Annotated in this window: 29 protein-coding genes; 21 read left to right on the top strand and 8 right to left on the bottom strand. The window is 57.0% G+C overall.

What is annotated here, in order from left to right; all coding sequences use genetic code 11:
• The first annotated feature begins 11 nt into the window (after window positions 1-11).
• From ACR0AC_RS14810 to aat, 4 genes are all read left to right on the top strand, one after another.
• Complete coding sequence (locus tag ACR0AC_RS14810; RefSeq protein ID WP_170454086.1) at window positions 12-548, top strand: LuxR C-terminal-related transcriptional regulator; 537 nt, start codon at window positions 12-14, stop codon at window positions 546-548.
• Between the two features lie 150 nt (window positions 549-698).
• Window positions 699-1196: an acetyl-CoA carboxylase biotin carboxyl carrier protein gene (gene accB / locus ACR0AC_RS14805; RefSeq protein WP_170520700.1), complete on the top strand. Its 498-nt coding sequence runs from the start codon at window positions 699-701 to the stop codon at window positions 1194-1196.
• Between the two features lie 9 nt (window positions 1197-1205).
• On the top strand, window positions 1206-2555 hold the full coding sequence (accC, locus tag ACR0AC_RS14800) for an acetyl-CoA carboxylase biotin carboxylase subunit (protein WP_170520698.1): 1350 nt from the start codon (window positions 1206-1208) through the stop codon (window positions 2553-2555).
• A gap of 48 nt (window positions 2556-2603) precedes the next feature.
• On the top strand, window positions 2604-3236 hold the full coding sequence (gene aat, locus ACR0AC_RS14795) for a leucyl/phenylalanyl-tRNA--protein transferase (protein ID WP_480874405.1): 633 nt from the start codon (window positions 2604-2606) through the stop codon (window positions 3234-3236).
• Here aat and ACR0AC_RS14790 read toward each other — a convergent pair.
• From ACR0AC_RS14790 to ACR0AC_RS14765, 6 genes are all read right to left on the bottom strand, one after another.
• A complete protein-coding gene (locus ACR0AC_RS14790) occupies window positions 3191-3559 on the bottom strand; it encodes a DUF2155 domain-containing protein (RefSeq protein ID WP_480874403.1) in 369 nt (122 codons plus the stop codon). The two genes, aat and ACR0AC_RS14790, sit on opposite strands and share 46 nt — an antisense overlap.
• Window positions 3556-4008, bottom strand: a complete 453-nt coding sequence (gene mlaD, locus ACR0AC_RS14785; protein WP_170454095.1) for an outer membrane lipid asymmetry maintenance protein MlaD — start codon at window positions 4006-4008, stop codon at window positions 3556-3558. The genes ACR0AC_RS14790 and mlaD overlap by 4 nt, the downstream gene beginning before the upstream one ends.
• A 12-nt stretch (window positions 4009-4020) precedes the next feature.
• On the bottom strand, window positions 4021-4404 hold the full coding sequence (locus ACR0AC_RS14780; protein WP_170454097.1) for an NADH:ubiquinone oxidoreductase subunit NDUFA12: 384 nt from the start codon (window positions 4402-4404) through the stop codon (window positions 4021-4023).
• A 78-nt stretch (window positions 4405-4482) separates the two neighbouring features.
• Window positions 4483-4845: a RidA family protein gene (locus ACR0AC_RS14775; protein ID WP_170454567.1), complete on the bottom strand. Its 363-nt coding sequence runs from the start codon at window positions 4843-4845 to the stop codon at window positions 4483-4485.
• A 186-nt stretch (window positions 4846-5031) separates the two neighbouring features.
• The gene (clpX, locus tag ACR0AC_RS14770; RefSeq protein ID WP_170454099.1) at window positions 5032-6300 is read right to left on the bottom strand and encodes an ATP-dependent Clp protease ATP-binding subunit ClpX; all 1269 of its coding nucleotides are present in this window, start codon (window positions 6298-6300) and stop codon (window positions 5032-5034) included.
• Between the two features lie 135 nt (window positions 6301-6435).
• Window positions 6436-7068, bottom strand: a complete 633-nt coding sequence (locus ACR0AC_RS14765) for an ATP-dependent Clp protease proteolytic subunit (protein WP_170454101.1) — start codon at window positions 7066-7068, stop codon at window positions 6436-6438.
• Window positions 7069-7416: 348 nt separating this feature from the next.
• Here ACR0AC_RS14765 and ACR0AC_RS14760 point away from each other — a divergent pair, with 348 nt between their 5' ends.
• The 12 genes from ACR0AC_RS14760 to ACR0AC_RS14705 all read left to right on the top strand — a co-directional run bounded on the left by ACR0AC_RS14760 (window position 7417) and on the right by ACR0AC_RS14705 (window position 15749).
• Window positions 7417-7758, top strand: coding sequence for a metalloregulator ArsR/SmtB family transcription factor (locus ACR0AC_RS14760; RefSeq protein ID WP_170454103.1), 342 nt, complete (start codon window positions 7417-7419; stop codon window positions 7756-7758).
• 61 nt (window positions 7759-7819) lie between these two features.
• A complete protein-coding gene (locus ACR0AC_RS14755; protein ID WP_170454105.1) occupies window positions 7820-7957 on the top strand; it encodes an entericidin A/B family lipoprotein in 138 nt (45 codons plus the stop codon).
• A 310-nt stretch (window positions 7958-8267) separates the two neighbouring features.
• The gene (locus ACR0AC_RS14750) at window positions 8268-9461 is read left to right on the top strand and encodes a tyrosine-type recombinase/integrase (RefSeq protein WP_480874398.1); all 1194 of its coding nucleotides are present in this window, start codon (window positions 8268-8270) and stop codon (window positions 9459-9461) included.
• Window positions 9458-10351 (top strand): hypothetical protein, encoded by an 894-nt coding sequence (locus tag ACR0AC_RS14745; protein ID WP_480874396.1) that lies wholly within the window; start codon window positions 9458-9460, stop codon window positions 10349-10351. Before ACR0AC_RS14750 ends, ACR0AC_RS14745 begins: the two co-directional genes overlap by 4 nt.
• Before the next feature lie 198 nt (window positions 10352-10549).
• Window positions 10550-10747 (top strand): helix-turn-helix transcriptional regulator, encoded by a 198-nt coding sequence (locus tag ACR0AC_RS14740; RefSeq protein WP_480874393.1) that lies wholly within the window; start codon window positions 10550-10552, stop codon window positions 10745-10747.
• A gap of 116 nt (window positions 10748-10863) precedes the next feature.
• Window positions 10864-11037 (top strand): hypothetical protein, encoded by a 174-nt coding sequence (locus ACR0AC_RS14735; RefSeq protein ID WP_480874390.1) that lies wholly within the window; start codon window positions 10864-10866, stop codon window positions 11035-11037.
• Window positions 11028-11411: a hypothetical protein gene (locus ACR0AC_RS14730; protein WP_480874387.1), complete on the top strand. Its 384-nt coding sequence runs from the start codon at window positions 11028-11030 to the stop codon at window positions 11409-11411. Before ACR0AC_RS14735 ends, ACR0AC_RS14730 begins: the two co-directional genes overlap by 10 nt.
• A 191-nt stretch (window positions 11412-11602) precedes the next feature.
• Window positions 11603-12265, top strand: coding sequence for a DUF7146 domain-containing protein (locus ACR0AC_RS14725; RefSeq protein ID WP_480874384.1), 663 nt, complete (start codon window positions 11603-11605; stop codon window positions 12263-12265).
• Window positions 12262-13782, top strand: coding sequence for a YfjI family protein (locus tag ACR0AC_RS14720; protein WP_480874383.1), 1521 nt, complete (start codon window positions 12262-12264; stop codon window positions 13780-13782). Before ACR0AC_RS14725 ends, ACR0AC_RS14720 begins: the two co-directional genes overlap by 4 nt.
• On the top strand, window positions 13779-14165 hold the full coding sequence (locus tag ACR0AC_RS14715; protein WP_480874381.1) for a hypothetical protein: 387 nt from the start codon (window positions 13779-13781) through the stop codon (window positions 14163-14165). The genes ACR0AC_RS14720 and ACR0AC_RS14715 overlap by 4 nt, the downstream gene beginning before the upstream one ends.
• A complete protein-coding gene (locus tag ACR0AC_RS14710) occupies window positions 14162-14821 on the top strand; it encodes a hypothetical protein (protein WP_480874378.1) in 660 nt (219 codons plus the stop codon). Before ACR0AC_RS14715 ends, ACR0AC_RS14710 begins: the two co-directional genes overlap by 4 nt.
• A gap of 448 nt (window positions 14822-15269) precedes the next feature.
• Entirely contained in the window at window positions 15270-15749 is a 480-nt protein-coding gene (locus ACR0AC_RS14705) for an HGGxSTG domain-containing protein (RefSeq protein WP_480874375.1), read from the top strand.
• A 143-nt stretch (window positions 15750-15892) separates the two neighbouring features.
• On the opposite strand, the gene ACR0AC_RS14700 is transcribed toward ACR0AC_RS14705, so the two are convergent.
• Entirely contained in the window at window positions 15893-16351 is a 459-nt protein-coding gene (locus ACR0AC_RS14700; RefSeq protein WP_480874372.1) for a DUF4231 domain-containing protein, read from the bottom strand.
• 285 nt (window positions 16352-16636) lie between these two features.
• On the opposite strand from ACR0AC_RS14700, the gene ACR0AC_RS14695 reads away from it, so the two are divergent.
• The 5 genes from ACR0AC_RS14695 (at window position 16637) to ACR0AC_RS14675 (ending at window position 21468) form a co-directional block, all read left to right on the top strand.
• Window positions 16637-17119, top strand: coding sequence for a hypothetical protein (locus tag ACR0AC_RS14695; protein ID WP_480874371.1), 483 nt, complete (start codon window positions 16637-16639; stop codon window positions 17117-17119).
• Complete coding sequence (locus ACR0AC_RS14690) at window positions 17119-17436, top strand: hypothetical protein (protein ID WP_480874368.1); 318 nt, start codon at window positions 17119-17121, stop codon at window positions 17434-17436. Before ACR0AC_RS14695 ends, ACR0AC_RS14690 begins: the two co-directional genes overlap by 1 nt.
• Window positions 17437-17531: 95 nt before the next feature.
• Window positions 17532-18848 (top strand): hypothetical protein, encoded by a 1317-nt coding sequence (locus ACR0AC_RS14685; RefSeq protein WP_480874367.1) that lies wholly within the window; start codon window positions 17532-17534, stop codon window positions 18846-18848.
• A complete protein-coding gene (locus ACR0AC_RS14680) occupies window positions 18845-21061 on the top strand; it encodes a hypothetical protein (protein WP_480874364.1) in 2217 nt (738 codons plus the stop codon). Before ACR0AC_RS14685 ends, ACR0AC_RS14680 begins: the two co-directional genes overlap by 4 nt.
• A 185-nt stretch (window positions 21062-21246) precedes the next feature.
• The gene (locus tag ACR0AC_RS14675; protein ID WP_480874362.1) at window positions 21247-21468 is read left to right on the top strand and encodes an HGGxSTG domain-containing protein; all 222 of its coding nucleotides are present in this window, start codon (window positions 21247-21249) and stop codon (window positions 21466-21468) included.
• 530 nt (window positions 21469-21998) lie between these two features.
• Here ACR0AC_RS14675 and ACR0AC_RS14670 read toward each other — a convergent pair.
• Window positions 21999-22283 (bottom strand): DUF3892 domain-containing protein, encoded by a 285-nt coding sequence (locus ACR0AC_RS14670; protein ID WP_480874359.1) that lies wholly within the window; start codon window positions 22281-22283, stop codon window positions 21999-22001.
• Between the last annotated feature and the right edge of the window lie 406 nt (window positions 22284-22689).

Below are 22689 nucleotides of genomic sequence, written 5' to 3'. Positions count from 1 at the left end.
ACCATAAGACCATGAGCGACCCCGCATTCGAATACGCCCCCATTGGTCTGGTTGAACTGGAAAACCGGATCATCCGGCGGTGCAATCTGCAATTCGCACGCACCTTCGGGGGCGAGGAAGTCGATTATCGCAACATGCCGCTTTTGCATCTGTACCCTTCGGTCGCTGATTGGGAACGGATCGGGGAACGCAGCCTGCAGGTGATGCGCAGCACCGGCTATTATACCGACGAACGGGTGATGCGTCGGCGCGATGGCGATCTGTTCTGGTGCCGGGCGCGAGGACGGTCGCTGACACCCGACGACCCGTTTCGCCATGGAATCTGGAGCTTCTCCGATATCTCTGAAGAGCGCCCCCTCGTCGAGTTGACCGTGCGCGAACGCGAGGTCGCAATCCTGTCCTGCCGGGGTCTTTCGGCAAAAGAAATCGGCATGGAACTGGGGCTGAGCTACCGCACGATCGAGGCCTATCGCGCCCGCCTGCTTGAAAAATTCGGGGCGCGTAAACTGCCGGAACTGGTGGCGAAACTGTCAGGCATGCCCCTGTGACGCGAAACTGCCTGTGCAGCAGGGGCAAAAGGTTCGTTTTCTCCTGTCAGACTGCGCTTTTCATGACCGGTCGCTTGGCTTATAACGCTGCGTAATCATACCAAAGCCCGCGCGAACAGACGGGCCAAAGGGGAACCGTCGAGGACACTCATGACAGATACCAAACACGAAGCGGATGTGGCGTTCATCAAGGCACTGGCCGAATTGCTGCGCGAAAACGACCTGACCGAACTGGAAGTCATGCGCGAATATGGCGACGACGACAGCCTGAATGTCCGCGTCAGCCGTGCAGCTCAGGCGGTTGCCGCCCCGGTGCAGGTTGCCGTTCCTGCGGCTGCACCCGTCGCACCCGTTGCCGCAGCAGCCCCGGCCGCCGCCGAAGCCCCCGCCGCACAGGAAGATCCGGCCAGCCACCCCGGCGCTGTGACGTCACCCATGGTCGGCACGGTCTACATGCAGCCCGAACCTGGCGCGCCTGCCTTTATCTCGGTTGGTGCGTCCGTGTCCGAAGGCGACACGCTGCTGATCGTCGAGGCGATGAAAACCATGAACCACATTCACGCGCCCAAATCGGGCACCATCAAGCGTGTTCTGGTCGGCGATGGCGATGCTGTGGAATTCGGCACCCCTCTGGTCATCATCGAGTAAGGCGGGCCCATGTTCGACAAGATCCTGATTGCCAACCGAGGCGAGATCGCCCTGCGCGTCATCCGCGCCGCGCGCGAGATGGGGATTAAGACGGTTGCCGTGCACTCCACCGCCGACAGCGACGCGATGCATGTGCGCATGGCAGACGAATCGGTGTGCATCGGTCCTCCGCCCAGCCCGCAAAGCTATCTGTCGGTGCCTGCGATCATCTCGGCCTGTGAGATTACCGGCGCGCAGGCGATCCATCCCGGCTATGGCTTCCTGTCCGAAAATGCCGAGTTCGTGCAGATCGTCGAAGACCATGGCATCACCTTCATCGGCCCCACCGCTGAACATATCCGCGTCATGGGCGACAAGATCACCGCCAAGGACACGATGAAGGAACTGGGTGTGCCTTGTGTTCCCGGATCGGACGGTGGCGTTCCCACGCTGGAAGACGCCAAACGCATCGGTGAGGAATTCGGCTATCCCGTCATCATCAAGGCCACCGCAGGTGGCGGCGGGCGCGGCATGAAAGTCGCGATGAACGCCGCCGAGATGGAAAGCGCCTTCATGACCGCCCGGGCCGAAGGCAAAGCCGCCTTCGGCAATGACGAGGTCTATATCGAGAAATACCTGACCACGCCGCGCCATATCGAAATTCAGGTCTTCGGCGACGGCAAAGGCAACGCCGTCCATCTGGGTGAGCGTGACTGTTCCCTGCAACGTCGCCACCAGAAGGTGTTTGAAGAGGCCCCCGGCCCCTGCATCACCCCCGAAGAACGTGCCAGAATCGGCAAGATCTGCGCCGATGCGGTGGCCAAGATCAACTATATCGGCGCGGGCACCATTGAGTTCCTGTATGAAAATGGCGAGTTCTATTTCATCGAGATGAACACCCGCCTGCAGGTGGAACACCCCGTCACCGAAGGCATCTTTGGCGTCGATCTGGTGCGTGAACAGATCCGCGTTGCGGCTGGTGAACCGATGTCGTTCGGACAGGACGATCTGGAAATCAACGGCCACGCCATCGAGGTTCGGATCAACGCCGAAAAGCTGCCCAACTTCTCGCCCTGCCCCGGCAAGATCACCGCGTATCACGCGCCGGGTGGTCTTGGCGTACGGATGGATTCAGCGCTGTATGACGGCTATTCGATCCCGCCCTATTACGACTCGCTGATCGCCAAGCTGATCGTTCAGGGCCGCGACCGGGCCGAGGCTCTGGCCCGTCTGGACCGCGCTTTGGGAGAGTTGATCGTAGACGGCATCGACACCACCGTGCCTCTGTTTCACGCGCTGTTGCAGGAACCCGACCTGCATAGCGGCGACTATAACATCCACTGGCTGGAGCACTGGCTTGCGGAGAATATGGGCGAATAAAGTCGCAAGGCCGGACGGGTCCACCCGTCCGGCCTTCGGGCATATCCGATGAGCCTGACCCCCGAACTTCTGCTGCATGGATATTCCATCGGCATTTTCCCGATGGCCGAACATCGGGATGACCCGGACCTGTTCTGGGTCGACCCGAAACTGCGGGGCGTGTTCCCGCTGGACGGATTTCACATCTCACGCAGTCTGGCCCGGCGTATCCGCAATTGCGGTTTCGACGTCACTATCAACCGGGATTTTGCCGCAGTCGTCGACAGCTGCGCCGACAGGGCCGACACCTGGATCAACGCCGAACTGCGAGATCTCTATAGCCAGCTTCATCAGGCCGGCCACGCGCATTCGCTTGAAATCTGGGACCATGACCAATTGGTCGGCGGCGTTTACGGGGTTGTTCTGGGCGCAGCTTTCTTTGGGGAAAGCATGTTTTCGCGCCGCACCGATGCCTCAAAAATCGCCCTGGCCTATCTGGTCGATCGGCTTCGCCAAACCGGGTTTCAACTGTTCGATACCCAGTTTCTGACGGCCCACCTTGCCTCACTCGGGGCAATCGAAATACCGCGCAGCCGCTACAGGAAAGCATTGGAAAATGCGATCAGCGCCAGCGCCGATTTTACCGCCCCGATAACTCAGTCGGCCGAAGGTGTGATACAGCGGATCACCCAGACGTCATAGCGCGCGTGATCCAATGCGTTCAGCGCGGGCGACGTGGCGATCATCCAACCATCAAACAGCTGATCGGCTTTGCCGGTTTCCCAGATCGTCAGATAGGCAAAGGCATCGCCCGTCGGGTTGTCCGCCGGATAGCGGCAATCCCCTAGTGCGACGTCCAGACCAAACACCGGCTGAGTCTCGCCGCTTTGCATTTCGACATCGACCGTCTGACCGCTGACCTTGTCCAGGCCACGCAGCATCGCCCCGGGCCCGGATTCAACCTTCTGCTGCGCCGCCGCGCCCGTCGCACAGAGCAGCAGAGCGGTCAGCGCCAGCCCCCTCATTCGCCGCCGTCTCCGGCAACGAATTTGACCAGCAGCGAGATCAGGCTGACCGCGCCTTGTGTGTCCTCAATCTCGTCCCCTGGCTCAAAAAAGAACGGAGAGCCGCCAGGCATCACCTCAACAAAGTTGCCACCCAGCAACCCCTCGGACGAAATCACAATGGCGCTGTCATCGGGCACCAGAATGCCGTCAGAAATCGTGAAGGTCGTATCCGCGCGGTACGTGTCCGCGTTTAGTTCAACACCGGTTACGGTGCCGATCTTGACGCCAGCCAGACGGACATCTGTGCCGACACCAACCCCTTCGAGCGAGCGGAAGGACGCGCCCAGCTCGTAACCAGTGCCGCCCTGCGACAGGCCGGTCGATTGGCTGGCATAAACGCCAAATGCAACGGCAACGGCCAATACGGCGCCACCGACAAAAACTTCGGTCCAATTATGGGTCGACATTGCTCGCCTCTGTTATTCGGGGCTCCAGGCCTCGTAATCTTTGCGCTCGACCGGATCAGGCCTGCGCAACGATCCTGCCGGAGTGTACGCCAATGCAGTGCCCGTCAGGTTTTCCTGATGCGGCTTTTCCCAGGATTTGTGGGGCAGCGGCTTATCGGTCGGTGGCTCATCCCAGGTCCGGTGCAACCAACCGTGCCAGTCCGGATCAACGCGGCTGGCCTCTGCCTCACCGTTGAAGATCACCCAGCGTTTGCTGTCATCCGCATTGCGGTAAAACACGTTACCTTCATTGTCTTCACCAACTTTGACACCCTTGCGCGCTGTATAAAGTTTCGTGTTCAGGGTCGCCCCATTCCACCAAGTCACAGCCTGCAAAAGAGTGTTCAGAAGTCCCATAGGTGATCTCCGGCGTGTTCGTCAGGCAAGATATGACCGAAAGGCGGGCAAAGGTCCAGTACCACCCGCGTGACTGCGTCACTCGGGCAAGAACGCCGTCACTTCGATTTCAATACGATATTTTGGATCGATCAGACCACATTCGATCATCGTCGCCGCCGGAGGGTTTGCGCCAAAGGTTTCGGCCAGAATGGGCCAGCAAGGTTCAAATTCATGACGATCCGGCAACATGTAGGTGACGCGAACAACGTCTGAGAATTCCGCTCCGGCCTCTGCCAGTGCTTTTTCTATGATGGACAACGCAGACCGGCATTGTGAGACAACGTCATCTCCCTGCCCGACGGTCCCGGCGACATGTACCCAACCACCTGCAACCACGGCGCGGCAATACCCGGCCTTGGCTTCGAATTCGCCACCTGAAGAAATACGTTTCACTGCGATCCACCGTACCGAGAACTTAAAAGGACTCCACCACGCAAACCGGATTCATTGCGAGGCTCTGCCTCGCGCTCCGAGATATTTTTAGCCAGATGAAGAAAGGATCCGCACTTCTTCTGTTTCAAAATACCTCGGGGGAATCGTGGCTTGCCACGATGGGGGCAGAGCCCCCCTGAACCGTCGCTTGGGTTAACCTGCGGATGCAGATTCCGGTGCTGCATCTGCGTAAATGATCAGGGGCTGCGCGTCCGAACTGACCGCCTCTTCATTGACGACAACTTCGGTCACGTTCTTCATGCCCGGCAGCTCGAACATCGTATCCAGAAGAATATCCTCAAGGATCGACCGCAGTCCCCGCGCGCCCGTTTTGCGTTCGATCGCTTTCTTGGCAATCGCCTTCAGCGCATCGTCCGTAAAGCCAAGCTCGGCATCTTCCAGTTCGAACAGGCGCTGGTACTGCTTGACCAGAGCGTTCTTGGGCTTGGTCAGGATGGTGACCAGAGCATCTTCGTCCAGATCTTCCAGCGTCGCCAATACCGGCAGACGGCCGACAAATTCCGGGATCAGGCCAAATTTCAGCAGATCTTCAGGCTCGAGATCCTTGAAAATCTCACCCACGCCGCGGTCATCATTGTCACGCACATCGGCGCCAAAGCCCATTGCCGAACCCTTGCCACGTTGCGCAATGATCTTGTCGAGCCCCGCAAAGGCCCCGCCACAGATGAACAGGATGTTCGTGGTGTCCACCTGCAGGAACTCCTGCTGCGGGTGCTTGCGCCCCCCTTGCGGCGGAACGCTGGCCACGGTGCCTTCCATCAGCTTCAACAGCGCCTGTTGAACACCTTCGCCGGAGACGTCGCGCGTGATCGAGGGGTTCTCGGACTTTCGGGTAATCTTGTCGACCTCGTCGATATAGACGATACCGCGCTGCGCGCGCTCGACATTGTATTCGCTGGCCTGGAGCAGTTTCAGGATGATGTTCTCGACATCTTCACCCACGTAACCGGCTTCGGTCAGCGTGGTTGCGTCCGCCATGGTAAACGGTACATCCAGAATACGCGCCAGAGTCTGTGCCAAAAGCGTCTTACCGCAGCCCGTCGGGCCGATCAGCAGGATATTGGACTTGGCGAGTTCAATATCGCTGCCCGCTTTCTGGGCGTGGTTCAGACGTTTGTAGTGGTTGTGCACCGCCACGGACAGCACGCGCTTGGCGGTGGCCTGACCGATCACGTAATCGTCCAAAACCTCGCAGATATCCTTGGGCGTCGGCACACCATCGGATGACTTCAGCCCGCTGGCTTTGGTCTCTTCGCGGATGATATCCATGCACAGCTCGACACATTCATCACAGATGAAAACGGTCGGTCCTGCGATCAGCTTGCGCACCTCATGCTGGCTTTTTCCACAAAAGCTACAGTAGAGCGTGTTTTTGCCGTCACCGCCTGAATTCGTCGCCATGATCTACCTTTCGGGCTTCGTCCCTGCGCCCCTGTCTGCCGGGGCGCCCTTGCGCATGTTCGTGCAGCTTAGGCCAGCACTGTGGCGGCTACAATCTCAAAATGACCCCCGCGCGATGGGCGCGGGGTCCGTCTCTTAGGCCTCTTCCGTGTCCATCTTGGCACGGTTTTCAACGATCTCGTCGATGTGGCCCCATTCTTTCGCCTCTTCCGGGCTCATGAAATTGTCACGATCCAGCGCCTTTTCAACCGCCTTTTTGGTTTGGCCGGTATGACGCACGTAAATGTCATACAGACGATCCTTCAGCTTTTGCGTCTCGGCCGCGTGGATCATGATATCGCTGGCCTGGCCCTGATAACCACCACTGGGCTGGTGCACCATGATCCGGCTGTTGGGCAGCGAGAACCGCATCCCCTTTTCACCACCGGCCAGCAGAACCGACCCCATCGAGGCCGCCTGACCGATCACCAGCGTCGAACATTTCGGCTTGATGTACTGCATTGTGTCGTAGATCGACAAACCGCTGGTCACCACACCACCCGGCGAGTTGATGTAGATCGAGATTTCCTTGTTGGGGTTTTCCGCCTCAAGATGCAGCAGCTGGGCCACGACCAGATGGCTCATCCCGTCATGGATCGGACCGTTGATAAAGATGATCCGCTCTTTCAGCAGACGCGAGAAGATGTCATATGCGCGCTCGCCCCGGCTGGTCTGTTCGACCACCATGGGGACAAGCGTATTCATGTAGGTGTCTACTGGATCGAACATTCGTAACCTGCCTGATTTGCTATGGTTCGGGAGACTATCCCAACAAGTATTACCCGAGTCTTAGTGTCGCCACTGGGGGGCTGCAAGGGGGGCTGCAAACATCGGCCCCCGATTGTGGAATTGTTGGTGGTTTGCGACGGCTGACATGCCTGAAACCGACCTGTTCCGCGAATGCCTCTGGATCATAAGGGACAAGGGTTACGATAAATTCCCCTTACATTCATCACGACATTTTGATTCATGCATATAGGAAAATACGTCCAAACTACGTAACGGAGTGTTTCGCACGCAAAGCACTTATGGAATGAAAACAACGCCCGCTCATCGGGCCTGCAAGGAAAAGAAGTGATGGCCCTTCCCCAGCTATCTTCGGACATGACTCGAGATGATCTAGACCGAATGGTCGACAATGCGACCCGCGCCTCAAACTTTCTGAAGGCGATCAGCCACGAAGGTCGGTTGATGATCCTGTGTCATCTTGTGTCCGGCGAAAAATCTGTAACCGAACTGGAAGAGTTGCTGTCCGCCCGTCAGGCCGCCGTGTCGCAACAATTGTCCCGGCTGCGGTTGGAAGGTCTGGTCTTGCCGCGACGCGAGGGCAAAGCCATTTACTACCGGCTCGCGGATGATCGCCCACGTAAGATGCTGGAAACCGTCTACGAACTGTTTTGTCAGGACGACGTTGCCTAACGCTGGCCCGTCGTTGGAAAAGGTGCTACCGAACACAGGATCGAGCACTAAGGAGACAAGCATGATCCGCGCAATTCTGATTGGCCTGAGCCTGTTTGCACTGACCGCCTGCGAAACAGCCAAAGGCGCTGGTAAAGACATTGAAAAGGCCGGAGACGCGATCCAGAACGCCGCGACCGACGTTCAGGAAAGCATCTGACACGCCCAGCATATTGCGGGGTCGCGTAGAATTGCATCAACATCTTGTTGAAAACCTGATCCGAAGGCGCTAGGCTGACAAGCATAGGTGCATAGACGCGGCATTGCATTTCTGACGTTAAGACGGGGTTCTTTCGTTCGCGCGAAAGAACCCCGTTGCCATTTGCGGGGTCGTAAGTGGTAGCCTGTATGGCTACCCACCCTGATTGCCAACAGTTGCCACACATAGAAATAGTCTTATAAAAAACAGGAACCTTTGTGTTGCCCGTTGCCACCCGTTGCCGTACATTGACAAATAAATGTTGGGTATAATGGTAGGTAAACGCAAAGGAAAGCACCCGCACAATGCACTAGCCCCCGCGTTCGTTAAGTCGGCAAAGGGTCCAGCGCTCTATGCAGACGGGAACGGGCTTTACCTAAAAGTCGATGAAAGTGGTGCGAGCCGCTGGATACAGCGCATAGTGATCCGGGGCAAAAGAACTGAGATTGCTATCGGGTCAACAAAGCTGGTTTCCCTTGCCAGCGCACGGACAGCGGCTCTCGATAATCGTAGGATTGCCCGAGAAGGTGGCGATCCGGTGGCCGCAAAAAAGAAGCACGAGGCTATCCCAACATTCGAGGAAGCCGCCCGCGAGGTTCACAAAGCCAATAAGGCGTCTTGGCGCAGCCCTGCCCACGCAAAGAAGTATATCAGTTCACTTGAAACGTACGCCTTCCCCCACTTTGGCCGGGTCAGCGTTGCTGATGTTGACGGGGCGCATGTGCTGACCGCGCTATTGCCAATCTGGACAACTAAGGACGCCACCGCCCGGCGAGTGCGTCAGCGAATCGGCTCAGTGCTGAAATGGGCGATTGCAAATGGCTGGCGAGCGGACAATCCAGCGGAGTCTGTGAAGGCAGTGCTGCCAAAGCAGGATAAGACAAAGCGCACGAACCGAAAGGCACTGCCCTATCCCGAAGTACCAAGCTGCGTTTCAGATGTTCGTCAGTCCGAAGCAGAAGCGTCCGTGAGGCTGGCTGTAGAGTTTCTTGTGCTTACCGCTTGCCGCTCAATTGAGGTCAGGGAGGCGGTTTGGTCGGAATTCGACTTGGAAGGCCGCGTGTGGGCGATACCGGCTGTGCGAATGAAGATGGCCGAGGCGCACCAAGTACCCCTGACTGAGCGCTGCATCGAAGTCCTGAATGCGGCCCGCAAGCTTCACCAAGGTGAACTGGTTTTTCCCGGACGCATTCATGGCAGGCCCATCAGTGATGCAACTTTGCTCAATGTGGTTCGTGAGCAAGGCTATGACTGCGATGTTCATGGCTTCCGCGCCAGTTTTCGAACATGGGCACAGGAGCAAACAAACTTCCCTCGTGAAGTCTGCGAAATGGCTTTGGCCCACAAAATGGGTGACGAAACAGAGGCAGCTTACGCAAGATCCGACCTGTTGGCCAAACGGCTGGAGCTTATGCAGGCGTGGACAGGTTTTGTCCTGAATGAAAGCGATGGGGTGACAATATGATTCGAGATGAGAACAGGTATTATCCCCCCGGCTATTGCGGCACTTACTATCTGTTGGAGCGCGCCTATTATCATTTGTATCCCGAGCCTCTATCTGATCCCGAGCTAATAGAAGCCGCGCTGCGCTACCTCTCGTTTGAAGAAGATTTGGATAGGTGTATTCGGAACCTGGACGCTGTTGGCTTATCACGAAAGCAAGAGCAGAAGATCCGACGCAGGATAGGCGAGCTTACAACTGAGATTGCACTGTGCAGGTTTGTTGAGCGCGCTATTGCTGACAGAATATTCGACCCGATCCTATCTCTGTTCCCACCGTTTCCAGAGTTTGAATTCCTGCATTTTCCGAGTGACGGCAAGCTATACACAGATGGTCGCTCAGCTACAAAGCCTGACTGGCCCGAACACCAAGGCCCCCCGCACCACATTATTGAAATTGGCTTTGCTAGGTTTCGGCAGGTCACTAACTTGCTTCGCGATAAACTGTTTGCCGGTCAGCTAACGCCTTTCCTCTCTAGCGCCCTGACAGGAGTTTTTGAGTACAGGGACGAGGCATTTTGGCTTGATGTGAAAAACTCGAATTCTTGCTTTCTTTCCGGTCGGATCGCAGCAACAGGAACTGACCTAGAATTGGACGTTATGTTCGAAACGGATCGAGTCGAGGGCCTGCTCCCTGTATTGGGCGCAGAACTCGTGCAGTCTGAGAAGTCCCCCACCAACCGAAAGTACAAGCTGGAACCAACAATCGAGGCCCTAAGAAGGTTGCATCCAGAAGGAAGGCCGGACGCTACAGTGAACGAACTGCAAAGACAGGTGCAGTCGGAAACGGGGGTTCTCGTAGGCAAGACCACAATGGACAAAGCCATAGCAAAAGCTTGGCCGGGCAAAGATTGACGCCACCAAAACGAAATGAAGTGTGGCCAACTTGACCAATTTGGCCAAATGGCGCGCCCAGGATGGCCAAATACGCAGCCAAAATCCGTCAGTCTTTTGATGGGCATAATGGTTAAATTGTAGTATTTTCAAATACTTGTATGTGCCTAGAATAGCTAACCATTGAAGCCGCTGGACGCTGGTTGCCGGTGGCAGACAATGGTGAAAACGATGATAGAGAAGCACTATCGCCGTAAGGAAGTTGAGGAAGTAACCGGGCTGTCGTGCCGTCAGATTTACCGCCTCATGGACCAAGGGGAGTTTCCCCGCCCGGTCAAGATGTCAGCCAATATTGTAGCGTGGAAGGAAAGCGACCTGAGTGGCTTTCTTGAGAGCCGCAAGTCGGTTGCCGCCTAAAACGAAACCCGCGCCATGGGCACACATGGACACGGGACATTCGTTTTCAGTCGGTAGCAATGACTAATCGAAATGTAGCGTGTTCATGCCCTCGGCGCAAGCTTGAGGAAGCAAGCATGACTCTAAAATATCACGCAAACCACTGGCAACCTGATCCGTCCGAGCAGTTCGGATCGATGCCGGTTTTCCCCAACAACGACAACGCACCGCCGCGCCATTTGCTGCGCGACTGCCCGATTGTGGCGCTCCACTGGTTCGGCGTGGAATTGGAGGCGGCTCAATGTCAGTAACCACCACAACACCCCCGACACTCACGCCCCCAGCGAATACGCTTTCTGCGGATCGCTGGGCGGATTTCCCCAACACCACAGCGCCAACGCAGTACCTGATTGAGACGGAAGACGGCAAAAGCCACACCGTCACTGTCAGCAAGAACATGCGGCGCATCTTAGAGGCCCTGATGGTGGGGCCGGTTTACTGCGCCTCGCGGTGCCGGATCGGCGTGTATGTGCATCTGATGCGCAAGGACAAGCAGATTGACATCGTGACCGACGAATACCGCGAACCCGGTTCCGGGCTGGCGTGGTTCGGCGTGTTTCGCCTGAACTGCAAGGTGACCCGCATCAAACCGGACAACGTTGTAAAGGAAGGGGGTGCGTTATGAACGGCCCCGATGCTGCATACCGCCTCGGTGGAACTTGGAAGAACGGGCAGGCTCAAGTGCCTTGCCCGATTTGCCAGCCGGAGCGCCGCCGGGATCAAACGGCCCTGTCCCTCACGGAAGCTGATGGACGGTTGCTGATGTACTGCCACAAGGGTGGCTGCGACTTTCGCGAAATTGCGAAGGCGGCAGGCATGCCCCCGGGTTCGGTAAAAGTCGATCCGGTCGCACAGCGCGAGTCTGAACGCAAACGCAGTGAATACGAAGAATTCAAGCTGCGGCAGGCGCGCGGCCTCTGGGAAGCATCCCGGCCCATCGAACGCACCAAGGGCGAGAAGTACTTACGGGGGCGGGGCATCGCCTGTGAATTGCCGCCGACCTTGCGCTGGGCACCTGACCTGTTTCACAGCCCAAGCACCTCGTGGGCCTCGGCCATGGTGGCACAGGTCACCACAGGCGGCATTCACCGGACATTCTTCGACAAGAGGGGCGTCAGGGTCGCCAAATCCCCAAAGTTGATGTTGGGGCCGTGCGCTGGCGGCTCTGTGGTCCTGTCAGAGGCTGAGGGGCCGCTGGTGGTGTGTGAAGGCATAGAAACCGGCCTGTCCCTGCTGTCAGGGCTTCTGAGCGAGCCTGCGACGGTCTGGGCCACGCTTTCCACATCGGGAATGAAAGCACTGCGCTTACCGGATGAACCGGGGGCGCTGATTGTCGCAACAGACGGAGACCCAGCCGGACGGGAAGCGGGCGACAAGCTCGCCTCTCGGGCACACGCCCTCGGCTGGAAAGTATCGATGATGCCCGCACCAGACGGGCAGGACTGGAACGACGTCCTAAAAGACGGAGCAGTGAAATGAATGTAGCACAACCAATCCCATACAAAGCAGAAGGCCCCCAGCCTCTGCTGCGTGAAATTCCCCGAGGCGCTGACTATCCGGTTGACGCACTGGGGCCACTCTCAGGGTCTGTGAGGGCCGTCCAGCAGGCAACACAGGCACCCGTAGCCATTGCGGCTCAATCGGCCCTGTCAGTTGCGTCTCTGGCGGTGCAGGCTCACGCAGACGTTGAGACCCTGGCCGGGTTCTCGCCCACGTCCCTGTTCTGCCTGACTGTGGCTCAATCCGGGGAACGGAAAAGCGGGTGTGATAAGCTGGTGATGAACGGCGTGCGGGAATACGAGCGCGAGCAATCCAGTGAATACACCGAAGCTAAGGCAGAATGGTCTCTGGCCCATAAGCTCTGGAACGCTAAGCGCGACCGGCTGTTGAAAGAGGCGTCAGGTAGCAAGCCGGACAAAGCCGCTGCTGCGGAAGCAGATTTAAAGGCAATGGGGCCGGAGCCTGAACAGCCTCTGTCCCCGAAGCTGACAGCATCAGAGCCGACGATTGAAGGGCTGGTGAAGCTCTACCTTGTAGGCCAACCCAGCCTTGGGTTGTTCTCGGATGAGGGCGGCGGATTTCTGGGCGGTCACGCGATGAACTCTGACAACCGCATGAAAACCGTCGCCGGGCTTTCCAAGCTCTGGGACGGCGAACCACCTGACCGGGTTCGTGCAGGTGATGGGGCGGTTACCCTGTACGGACGCAGGCTCGCAATGCACCTCATGGTGCAGCCTGTTGCCGCAAGGCCCCTGCTTTCAGATCCGATAGCTTCTGGTCAAGGCTTCTTAGCTCGGTTCCTGATAACTGAACCGCCTAGCAATATCGGCGCACGTTTGAACCGGCCAGACCCGCAAGTAGCAAATGCAGCAGGTGTAGCAATGGCGGGCCGTTTGACCCAGATTTTGAGCCAGCCCGCGCCGGTTGACGAAGATAAGCCGCAAGAGTTGAAACCGAGAGCGCTGTACCTGTCGAGTGACGCCAAAGAACTGTTGTTCGAATACTACCGGGCCACAGAAATGGCACAGGGCAGCGGGGGTGACTTTGACCATATCAAGTCCTTTGCTTCAAAGTCTGCGGAACAGGCCGCGCGCATCGCCGGGGTGCTGACGCTCTGGCAGAATTTGAACGCCCGAGAGGTTTCGTCTGAGGTCATGGCCAATGCCATCCAACTGGCAATCTTCTACCTCGGCGAAGCCAAGCGGCTGGCTGAAACTGCGATGGTTACACAGCGCACCGAGGAAGCCGAGACGTTGCGCAAATGGGTTGTGGAATCCTGGCCCGACCACGCCAACAAGCTCGGGCGAGACAGCAAGACCATCCTGCCGCGCGATGTTGTTCTCTATGGCCCCGGCGCATTCCGGGAAACGCCGAAAGCCAAGTCTCTGCTTTCAACGCTCGCTGAGTATCAGTGGCTTCACCAACTGGACGCGGGAACCGTTGTAGACGGTGCCGCCCGGACATTGGCTTACCGCATAGATAGGGGGCAGGAATGACCTTCTTTTTCGACACTCAGGCCGCATTGGCAAAAATTCAAAATCGGCGGGATACCCCTGCTACATCTGCTACATCTGCTACACAGGAGGGGCAAAATAGGCCCCATGTAGCAAAAGTAGCAAAAGTAGCAGCCCCTACCGGCCAAAATGCAGAAAATCAGGTGGCTCAACCCGCGCCACATAAACCACCCCGACATGTCCCGTCACAGCCCCCAGAGCGTGGACCAGTACCTGACAAGGTAGGCGTAGGTGGCAGGCCCGTCACATGGACCGGCAAAGTCGTCAACCTGGAAGAATGGCGGAACATGACCGACTGGGAAAAGCATGGCCCGAACGGCAAGCACTGGAGCGGCAAAACTCAAAAATGGGAGCAGGCGAAATGAGTGAAGAAAAACAGAACGCAGAACTAGCAAGCGCCAGCACTAGCGTGGCTGAGGCGGACGAAGTTTACGAGGGCCTTTCTGATGCCGAGCGCGCAGCAGTGGTGGAGGTCAGGGAAATGAAGCGGTCACGTGTTCGCGCCCCCAAGCTGGAGCTCAACTTTGACAGCGAAGAGAGACGCCTCGAAATCGGTCATAAGGACAAAAACCCATTGGCTGCCGCTGCACTGGCCATGCATGAACTGGGTACGGCTGACCCCAGGTTCTACGGCGGAATCATCGGACAGGTTTCGATACTTGGAGAAAACGGTAGTGCTGTTTCTGAGAAAGCCTCTGACTTTGTTATGTCCGTCGTTGGCGGAGTAAAGCCAGAAGACGAGATTGAAGCGATGCTCGCGGTCCAAATGGGCGCAATCCACCAAGCAACAATGATGATGGCTCGCAGGCTCAATCATGTCGAAACCCTGCCTCAGCAAGACTCTGCGGAACGTGCGCTAAACAAACTAGCCCGCACATTTACCAGCCAAGTTGAGACGTTGAAACGGTATCGCTCAAAAGCGGATCAGACCGTCCGGGTTGAGCGTGTTGAAGTGAAAGAAGGCGGTCAGGCCATTGTCGGTGACGTACACCACGGGGGGCGGGTTGATGACAAAAAGTGACGACAACCCCATGCAAAAGGCTCACGCTGCTCCGCGATGCACCGCGAAGTCCAAGCGCACCGGCCTTCCATGCAAAAACCCCGCTGTTCGTGGCTGGACTGTCTGCCGGATGCACGGCGCGCGTGGTGGGCACGGTCGCGGAAAGGCAAACCCGGCATATAAGCACGGGATGCGCACCAGAGAGGCTGAAAGTAGCCGCAAGGCTGTAAATGAACTAACTCGCATGGCTCGCGCTCTCAGGCAATTAACGGGCGACATTGGGTAGCCGCATGCACTTATCATTTGGCAGTTTGGAGACCGATACACGCGCGCATGTAAGTGTCTTACTGGTTTGCCGGAAATTAGAGGCGGTCACGAGGACTTGCCGTATTTCCGCGCAGCACTCGCGCGCACGATATGGGGTGTTACCCTGCCGTATTTTGCCACCCCCTAAAAAGAGGGCTATGCAGTGAATGTAACCGGATCCGATATCAGAGCGGCCCGGAAGGCCAGAGGGCTGAACCAGACGGAACTAGGCAAGCTGGTGGGCTGTGGCAGGCACACTGTCAGTTATTGGGAAAACAAGCCCCTGCTTAGCCGCTGGGGCGCATGCGCGAAGATGTGTGAAGTTCTGGGCATCGCCCTGCCCCGCTGGACAAAGTGGCCGCAATTCCGGGATCACCAACTAGAGGCCATGGAACGCAAAGTAGAGGCTGAGCTACAGCGCGTCAGACAAGCCGAGGAACGGAAGAAAGCAACCCGCCGAGTGGTATGTGGCGCGAACACTCGTAAAGGCCGTCCCTGCCGCGCCAAGTCAGAGCCAGGAAAGAACAGGTGCCGGTTTCACGGGGGCATGTCCACAGGCCCAAAGACCGAAGCCGGAAAGCAGCGGATAGCCGAGGCGCAAAGGCGGCGCTGGGCTGCGTACCGAGCGCAGAAGTCACCCTAAGAATACCCTAAGGTTGGTAGAGTAAGTGCGGTGCGCCTAACTCGCACCCCCCTCAAATCCAGACTGAAAAGCCAGCAACACAACTAGCATGGTTGTCCTCATGCCGATGCTTTCAAAACCCAAACCGGTTAGCTTCGAAGCAGTCAACCCTCTACGGCCCTAAGCTGATCCCATTCCTCATTCATCTTATCGATGTTCTTCTGGCATTCTATTAAAATCGACTTGGCCAAACCTTGCGAGAGTGTATCAGTTCCCTCAGCGTGTTCCAGAATGTCCAGAAGTTGTTTGAAGCCTCTGTAGCCGCGCGCGCTTAGCAGCCATAAGTTCTTATGGTTAAACAATTTATCCCAGGCCACTACGACTGAGATTGCAGCGCTCAATACTAGTGCAGCAACTTGCAAAACTGTGTCGTATTGAGGAAAAAACTGGCTCAAACCAATTAGCGATGACGTGGTTGCACCCGCGCACGCAACCGAAAGTGTTATCCACTTTGTTCGTGCCTTATCCCGCTTCCGGTTCCTTTCGGTGCGGTCCAATTGTGCGTTTAATTGCTTCTTTAGTTTCTCTGGATCGACGTCAAATTCCTCTTCAAAAATAGACATCTGTTACCCTCCAATCGACAAATCAATCACGATAGCCAAACGATCCTGCATGGCGTAGTTCGGCATCTAATTGATAGCACAACCAAGGTAGTCCGCGTAACGCAACTTACTTGTTTGACCACTGGCTAGTGCTCCTTGGCCAGTATTCAGGTCATGCAACAAGATGCGCCAACTGCGCAGAAAACAAAGTGAAAATCGAACTGTTGCATGGTGGCAAATCTGCCTACCAAACACTCGGGCGTTCCCGTCCCGTTCTTGCTTTTTGTGGGGTACTATGATACCTCTATGCTAGGTAAATGGGGGCAGAAAATGGAAGCACAGCAGGCACAGGCGGACACGCCACAGGGAAACCCAGTCGGGGGCATTCGCAGCGCAACACTGGATGACATGCCGCGCGTCCTTGAGTTCAGTGAGAAGTTCCACAAGCAGGCCAAACAACCCTTCCCTTACCAACGAGACGCCTCGGAACAATTTGCCCACGCACTCATAGAAAATGACGATGCGGTAATCCTTGTCAGCGGCCACGGCATGATTGGGGGAATTTTGGCACCGACCATGTTCTCGCCCGATTGGGTCATGGCCGTAGAGCTTGCGTGGTGGGCTGAGAGGGGCGGTGTGAAGCTGCTAAAGGCCTTCGAGCAGTGGGCGAAGCGCAAGGGTGCGAATGAAGTTCGCATGACCTCTCTGGTTAACCTGGATCGAGCGGACACCCTGTTACGTCGCTTGTCCTACACACCTATCGAAGTCAGCTACAGGAAGGCGGGCTGATGGGCGTAGAAATCCAAAACATGATGGCCGAGGCTCGTACGGTTTCAACGGACAGCCCAGAGTTTGAAGAACTGTGCGAGTCACTGAGAAATTGCAGTACTTGGCGGTTGATTTGCAAACTCAACGCCGAGCGGGCGAAACATGAACGGCAGAGGGCTGCGCTCAGAAAGTGGTTTGCAGGCGGACGGAAGGGACTGCTTGCACCCGAACTCAAAGCGAAATGGCTGGAACTGGTTCTGGAGTGTGACGGTGTTGAAGCCGCCGTGCGCGAAATGGACCGGCTAACCACAAACGATATGCCGAGGACAATGCAGTGAATCAACTAAACCCGAACATCATCTTAGCGGGCCAGCAACCCGATTTAGTCAACGCCTTTGGTAAAGGCCAAATGCTCCGCGCGCGGCACGACCAAATGCAGCACCAGAACGCCTTGCGGGGGGTTTATCAATCTCATGGCGAGGGCATTCTCTCGGGCAACCCGGAAGCGATGAATGTGCTAGCGCAGATTGATCCGGGCCAAGCCGTCCAGATTCGTGGGCAGCATGACCTGCAGCGCCAGCGTCGGCAAAAAGAACAGTTCGACATGCAGGCCATGGAAATGCGTGTTCAGGAGCATATTGCCGGGAAAGAGGCGGCTGAGATTGAGAGGGACTTACAGTTTCTTCGCCAGGGTCTCGCACAGGCAACAGTTCTTGCTGAGCGTGGCGACATTAACGGGATTAACGGAATCCTGCGCCAAGTCGGACACCCTGACATTGAGTCCATGGACGAGTTTGAGGAAGTGCTCGCGAAATACTCGAACTCAGAGAAAATCATGGCGGCGTATCTGGATCAAACGCCAGACGACCCGGACTACAGCAACTTCAAGGTTGTCGGTAACCAGCTTTACGACCTCTCAACTGAAGGTGGCCCATCTGTTGTCGGCAGCAGCCAATTGACGCCCGGATTCAGCGTTACCACGTCAGACGGCACAACCGTTACGCACGGCTGGCAGGGCAACACCCCGCCGGGCCAGAATGCAAACGCGACGGGAACCCCGCGCGACCCCGGAAAACTCAGCAGCGAGTTGTCCAAGAAGGACGCCGCCACGCTTGAGGAAATCGGCACCGCCGCCCGCACGGCAACCGAAATTGAAAGCCTCGCAACCCAGCTTGAGACGGTAGCGCCTCAGGTGGGCTACACCGGCCCCGGTGGGCAGGTCTACGGCTTTATCGATGATGTGGTTGGATTCCTTCCCGGTGACAGCGGCGCGCGCGGCGCGTTCAAGTCGCTGGCGATGGAAGCGCAATTGACCTTCACCGAGAAAACCAAGGGCGCAATCACGGATCGCGAAATGGGCATGTTCAGAGCTGCCGTTCCGAACCTCAGCCAGACCCAAGAAGGTAACGCATCAATTGCTCAGGTTATGAAAGCTGGGGCTGCACGGACACAGACCCGCGCCGCATTCTTTGAGAACTGGGCGCGCAAGCATGGTAGCTTGGAAGGCGCACAAGAGGTCTGGTCGGAATACATGCGGGATAACCCGCTAATTGCCGAGGATGGCAACGGCATCAAGGCCAACCCCGAGGGTGACTGGCAAAGCTATCTAAGCCGTCAGCCCGCCATGTCCTATACGCCTGACAGCATCCTGCAGATGGACCTCAACCAGCTTAGCATGGTGCCCGTCGAGAAAATGACCGGGCCACAACTGGACGCCTTAGAGCGCCGCTTTCAGGAGTTAAACCAATGAACGGTGACCTACAGCAGCGTATCGCCAACAGGCGCGCGGAACTGGCCCAACAGGGCAATCTGGCAGGAATGCAGGACCGCATTGCCAAGCGTAGGCAGGAACTGTCCGGTGAGGTTGTCGCTACAACTGAGGATGGCGGCAAGGTCTATAAGCGACAGGACGGGTCGCTGTCCTTCACGTCGCCGGGCTTCGCCACCACTGACCAAGCCCGCATTCAGGAAATCATGCATGGTGCACAGCCGGTGGATCTGGTTCAGCGGGACTTTGACCAGCAACGGATTGCAGAAGATCCGGTGGCGGCTCGTGCGCAAGAGTTCATCCAGGGCACCCCGTTCATTGGGGAATGGGCTGACGAGGCGGTTGGAATGGTTTCACCGCAGGCAGCGGAAAACATGCGCCTCACGTCCGACGCAATGGAGCGTCAGAACCCCGGCCAATCAGCGGCGCTCAACGTATCTGGTGGACTGGTGACAGCGGCCCCGCTGGCAATAGGAGCAGGCGGTGCAAAGGCGTTGGATTTCATCGCCAAGGGTTCAAACATGCTCACGCGAGGTGCGAGGGCCGGAGCGGTTGCCGCACCAGCGGGTGCAGTTGAAGGCGCGGCCAGTTTTTCGGGCCGAGGTGATGAAGGCGAGCGCTTGCAGGAGGGTGGCAAAGGCGCAGCCATTGGGGGAACACTCGCAACGTTCCTTGGACCCGTGGCCTCGGTCACTGGTGAGCAGGTTGTCAAGATTGCCCGCCGGGTGAAGAAACTGGATGTTCGCACTATCGCCGACGAGCTTGGGATTTCTCCACAAGCCGCCCGGATCGTCAAGCAAGGTATCATGAGTGACAACTTGGACGAGGCTCAGGCGCGGTTGGCACAGTTGGGCGAGGATGCGCTTCTAGCCGACGCAGGGCCGTCTACAGGCGCTCTACTGGACGCAGCGGCCACAACGGGCGGAACTGCCCTTAAATCGGCTCAGGACGCCGTAGAGGGGCGCTCAGCGCGTGTTGGACAGCGACTGCCCCAGGTTCTTGATACCGTCTTCGGCGCATCCAAGGGCATCAAGACAGCAGCTAAGGAAATCTCGCAGGGCACTTCCTCAGCACGGCAGAAAGCCTATAACGCCGCATACGCCCGCCCGATTGACTATTCCGGGCCGAAAGGCAGGCAGATTGAATCCGTCCTGTCTCGGGTGCCGCCCAATTCTCTGAAAGCAGCGATAGACGAAGCCAACGACGCGATGATTGCGGCAGGTCAACGCAATCAGCAAATCATGGCCCAGATAGCCGATGACGGAAGCGTGACCTTCCGGGAAATGCCGAACGTTCAACAACTGGACGAGATAAAGAAAGCTCTGGACGGCATAGCCCGAGAGTCCGTGGATCAGTTCGGCAGAATGAATGCACGGGGTCTCAGGGCGCGTAAGCTGGCCTCTGAGCTACGGGAAGCCGTAAAGGACGCTGTGCCCCTTTATGGGCGCGCTCTGCGTCTTGGCGGCGATAAGGCTCAACAAGACGAAGCCCTAGTTCTGGGCAAGAACCTGTTGTTCAAGGGAACGACTGTCGAGGACGTGAAGGGCTTCCTGAACCAAGGCGTCTCCAACCAAGCCCGTCAGGCTATTCGACAAGGTGTCAGGGAAAGCATTGAGCAGAACCTGTCCAACGTTCGCCGGACTATCACAGATCCAAACACAGACGCGCGGGAAGCCATGCAACTGGTCAAGGAAATGTCCAGCCGCGCGAATGTCGAAAAGCTGCGCCTCGTACTGGGTGGCCCACGTGCGGATCGGCTCTTGAATGAGCTTGACCGCTCAGCGGCGGCGCTAGAGCTCAGGGCCGCTGTGGCTCAAAACTCCAAGACAGCTATTCGCCAGTCCATTCAGGACCAGGTGGCTGAAGAGACCGCTCCGGGTTTGATGAGACGCACGACCGGCAACATGGGCAACCCACTTGAGGCCGCACGGGAAATATCGCGGTCTATTGCCTCAATCGACCCACGCAGCATGTCTGCACGTGAACGGGGCATGTTTGTGGAAATCGCAAGGGCGTTGACGGGCATCAAAGGAAAGGACGCACAGGGCGCACTCAAAGCCGTGAGAGCGGCGTTAAAGGGACAACCGCTCAAAGATGCTCAGGCGGAACTTATTGGCCGTGTGACGGCGGGTGCATCCGCTCTTGGGCTATATCAGAGCGCCAAGCAATCCCTAGCACACACACAGTCCCGCTAAGGCAGGCGATAATGAAAGGGATCATTCCGAACTGATGATAAATCTGCATGTAGCCCCAGCCGATTGCGAGGACCGTGATGGGGCTGCAAGCCAAAATGAGAATAATTGCAATGTTGATAAGAAGTCTGCGCATAGCACAAACCTAAGCGCCGATGCGCCTCACGTCCAGATAGGAGGGTTAGAACATGTCGAGTGAAACCAAAGTCTGTGGAGCTAACACCCGAGACGGCGTGTGCATGGAAGCACCCGTACCGGGCAAGATCCGCTGTCGCCTGCACGGCGGACTATCGACCGGCGCAAGGACCGCAGAAGGCCGCAAACGTATCTCTGAGGCCAATGTAGCAGCATGGGCGGAACGCAAGCGCCTGATGGCTCTGGCACGTGAACTTGAACAGGTCGGAGCATGAGTTTTCGGACGCCATAAAAAGGGGAGCTGGGCCGAGGGGAGTTAAACCGGAAAGCCCAGCAATATCAAAGGCAGTTCCCGGCTAAGGTAACAGGATAAATGACGGACAGGGACAACAGCACAATCTGGGTAGAGGAACTGAACCCGCCGCATGTCCGTATGGGCTTCACCCACTACCCGTGGCAGAACTCAACCCGGATCGCTGAGCGGGCCAACAAGCTGGCACAGAACTATTCCCGAGGCTGGCACTGCGCATACTGTGGCGAACTCATGCCCGAGTGGAAAAGGATCGACGCTCAGTATTGCAAGGAAGGTTGTCGCAAGATGGCAGCGCGGAAAAGACGCGCTTCGATATCATCCACCAAAGCTAACGGAGTATTCAAATGAGTTTCATTCAACGCGAACTCGACAAAATATCATCCGCACTTCGAGAAAGCCCGGATGCGAATGATAGGGCTGAGCTGTTCGCCGCTCAGCAAGCACTTTCATGGGCACTTGAGCCCAACGGCTACAAGTCACCGATGGCCCAAATCAGGGGCACTCAGGAAGGCTCAGAAGGTTGTTTGGAAGATCCCCGTCCGCTTCCGTCTTAAGGTACTTGTTTCCGTATCGGCTGGTCGCAACAACCACCTTTACTTTGTCGCCATCGACGCTCACGTAAAAATCCCATTCCCCACGTTCGATTTTACCGATGGCGTCTTTTTGGGTCAGCTTCCACTGTTTGTTGCCAAAACCACCAACGTGGGTAATCGCTTCATGGGGACTATATCTGTCGTCTTTGTTGATACATTTTATGTAGGCCCATTTATCTGCCATAGAAATTCTCCAAGTTGAATGCCTTGGAAGCTATCCGCCTAAAGGGTGATTCTGCCAGCTTCGCCTTTCCTCAATGCAGGAAAGCAACTCGCCCGATCCGGTAGCAGGGTGCGTGATACCCGCACTGCTTTTTTGAGGCGGTCCATGGGGCCCTGATTTAGGGCCCCTTGAGACGGGGTGAACGAATTGTGCACCCTCACATATAGGTGAACCCAAACTTGGGGCGTCCTATCGCTTGCTGTCCGGGGTGCGCGTTTCCCGCACCTATGTTCATCCCCCATTGGGGGGCGTACCCAGATCCCGCCGAGGGAGAACGTTTCGTTCCTCCCCATCCGCCCCATAGCTGGGGGCGTCATGACCTTTCCCACAGAATTTCGCGGCAATCAGCACACTGCAAATTTGCAGG

It is taken from the genome of Ruegeria sp. H7 (assembly GCF_056532945.1).
Note: the sequence above shows the minus strand (reverse complement) of the source record. Positions and strands in the feature narration are given on the sequence as shown.

What these genes read in the sequence shown, in the direction of transcription:
- ACR0AC_RS14810 (WP_170454086.1), top strand. Translation starts at nt 12, where the DNA reads ATGAGCGACCCCGCATTCGAATACGCCCCCATTGGTCTGGTTGAACTG.
- accB (WP_170520700.1), top strand. Translation starts at nt 699, where the DNA reads ATGACAGATACCAAACACGAAGCGGATGTGGCGTTCATCAAGGCACTG.
- accC (WP_170520698.1), top strand. Translation starts at nt 1,206, where the DNA reads ATGTTCGACAAGATCCTGATTGCCAACCGAGGCGAGATCGCCCTGCGC.
- aat (WP_480874405.1), top strand. Translation starts at nt 2,604, where the DNA reads ATGAGCCTGACCCCCGAACTTCTGCTGCATGGATATTCCATCGGCATT.
- ACR0AC_RS14790 (WP_480874403.1), bottom strand. Translation starts at nt 3,559, where the DNA reads ATGAGGGGGCTGGCGCTGACCGCTCTGCTGCTCTGTGCGACGGGCGCG.
- mlaD (WP_170454095.1), bottom strand. Translation starts at nt 4,008, where the DNA reads ATGTCGACCCATAATTGGACCGAAGTTTTTGTCGGTGGCGCCGTATTG.
- ACR0AC_RS14780 (WP_170454097.1), bottom strand. Translation starts at nt 4,404, where the DNA reads ATGGGACTTCTGAACACTCTTTTGCAGGCTGTGACTTGGTGGAATGGG.
- clpX (WP_170454099.1), bottom strand. Translation starts at nt 6,300, where the DNA reads ATGGCGACGAATTCAGGCGGTGACGGCAAAAACACGCTCTACTGTAGC.
- ACR0AC_RS14765 (WP_170454101.1), bottom strand. Translation starts at nt 7,068, where the DNA reads ATGTTCGATCCAGTAGACACCTACATGAATACGCTTGTCCCCATGGTG.
- ACR0AC_RS14760 (WP_170454103.1), top strand. Translation starts at nt 7,417, where the DNA reads ATGGCCCTTCCCCAGCTATCTTCGGACATGACTCGAGATGATCTAGAC.
- ACR0AC_RS14755 (WP_170454105.1), top strand. Translation starts at nt 7,820, where the DNA reads ATGATCCGCGCAATTCTGATTGGCCTGAGCCTGTTTGCACTGACCGCC.
- ACR0AC_RS14750 (WP_480874398.1), top strand. Translation starts at nt 8,268, where the DNA reads ATGGTAGGTAAACGCAAAGGAAAGCACCCGCACAATGCACTAGCCCCC.
- ACR0AC_RS14745 (WP_480874396.1), top strand. Translation starts at nt 9,458, where the DNA reads ATGATTCGAGATGAGAACAGGTATTATCCCCCCGGCTATTGCGGCACT.
- ACR0AC_RS14740 (WP_480874393.1), top strand. Translation starts at nt 10,550, where the DNA reads ATGGTGAAAACGATGATAGAGAAGCACTATCGCCGTAAGGAAGTTGAG.
- ACR0AC_RS14735 (WP_480874390.1), top strand. Translation starts at nt 10,864, where the DNA reads ATGACTCTAAAATATCACGCAAACCACTGGCAACCTGATCCGTCCGAG.
- ACR0AC_RS14730 (WP_480874387.1), top strand. Translation starts at nt 11,028, where the DNA reads ATGTCAGTAACCACCACAACACCCCCGACACTCACGCCCCCAGCGAAT.
- ACR0AC_RS14725 (WP_480874384.1), top strand. Translation starts at nt 11,603, where the DNA reads ATGCCCCCGGGTTCGGTAAAAGTCGATCCGGTCGCACAGCGCGAGTCT.
- ACR0AC_RS14720 (WP_480874383.1), top strand. Translation starts at nt 12,262, where the DNA reads ATGAATGTAGCACAACCAATCCCATACAAAGCAGAAGGCCCCCAGCCT.
- ACR0AC_RS14715 (WP_480874381.1), top strand. Translation starts at nt 13,779, where the DNA reads ATGACCTTCTTTTTCGACACTCAGGCCGCATTGGCAAAAATTCAAAAT.
- ACR0AC_RS14710 (WP_480874378.1), top strand. Translation starts at nt 14,162, where the DNA reads ATGAGTGAAGAAAAACAGAACGCAGAACTAGCAAGCGCCAGCACTAGC.
- ACR0AC_RS14700 (WP_480874372.1), bottom strand. Translation starts at nt 16,351, where the DNA reads ATGTCTATTTTTGAAGAGGAATTTGACGTCGATCCAGAGAAACTAAAG.
- ACR0AC_RS14695 (WP_480874371.1), top strand. Translation starts at nt 16,637, where the DNA reads ATGCTAGGTAAATGGGGGCAGAAAATGGAAGCACAGCAGGCACAGGCG.
- ACR0AC_RS14690 (WP_480874368.1), top strand. Translation starts at nt 17,119, where the DNA reads ATGGGCGTAGAAATCCAAAACATGATGGCCGAGGCTCGTACGGTTTCA.
- ACR0AC_RS14685 (WP_480874367.1), top strand. Translation starts at nt 17,532, where the DNA reads ATGCAGCACCAGAACGCCTTGCGGGGGGTTTATCAATCTCATGGCGAG.
- ACR0AC_RS14680 (WP_480874364.1), top strand. Translation starts at nt 18,845, where the DNA reads ATGAACGGTGACCTACAGCAGCGTATCGCCAACAGGCGCGCGGAACTG.
- ACR0AC_RS14675 (WP_480874362.1), top strand. Translation starts at nt 21,247, where the DNA reads ATGTCGAGTGAAACCAAAGTCTGTGGAGCTAACACCCGAGACGGCGTG.
- ACR0AC_RS14670 (WP_480874359.1), bottom strand. Translation starts at nt 22,283, where the DNA reads ATGGCAGATAAATGGGCCTACATAAAATGTATCAACAAAGACGACAGA.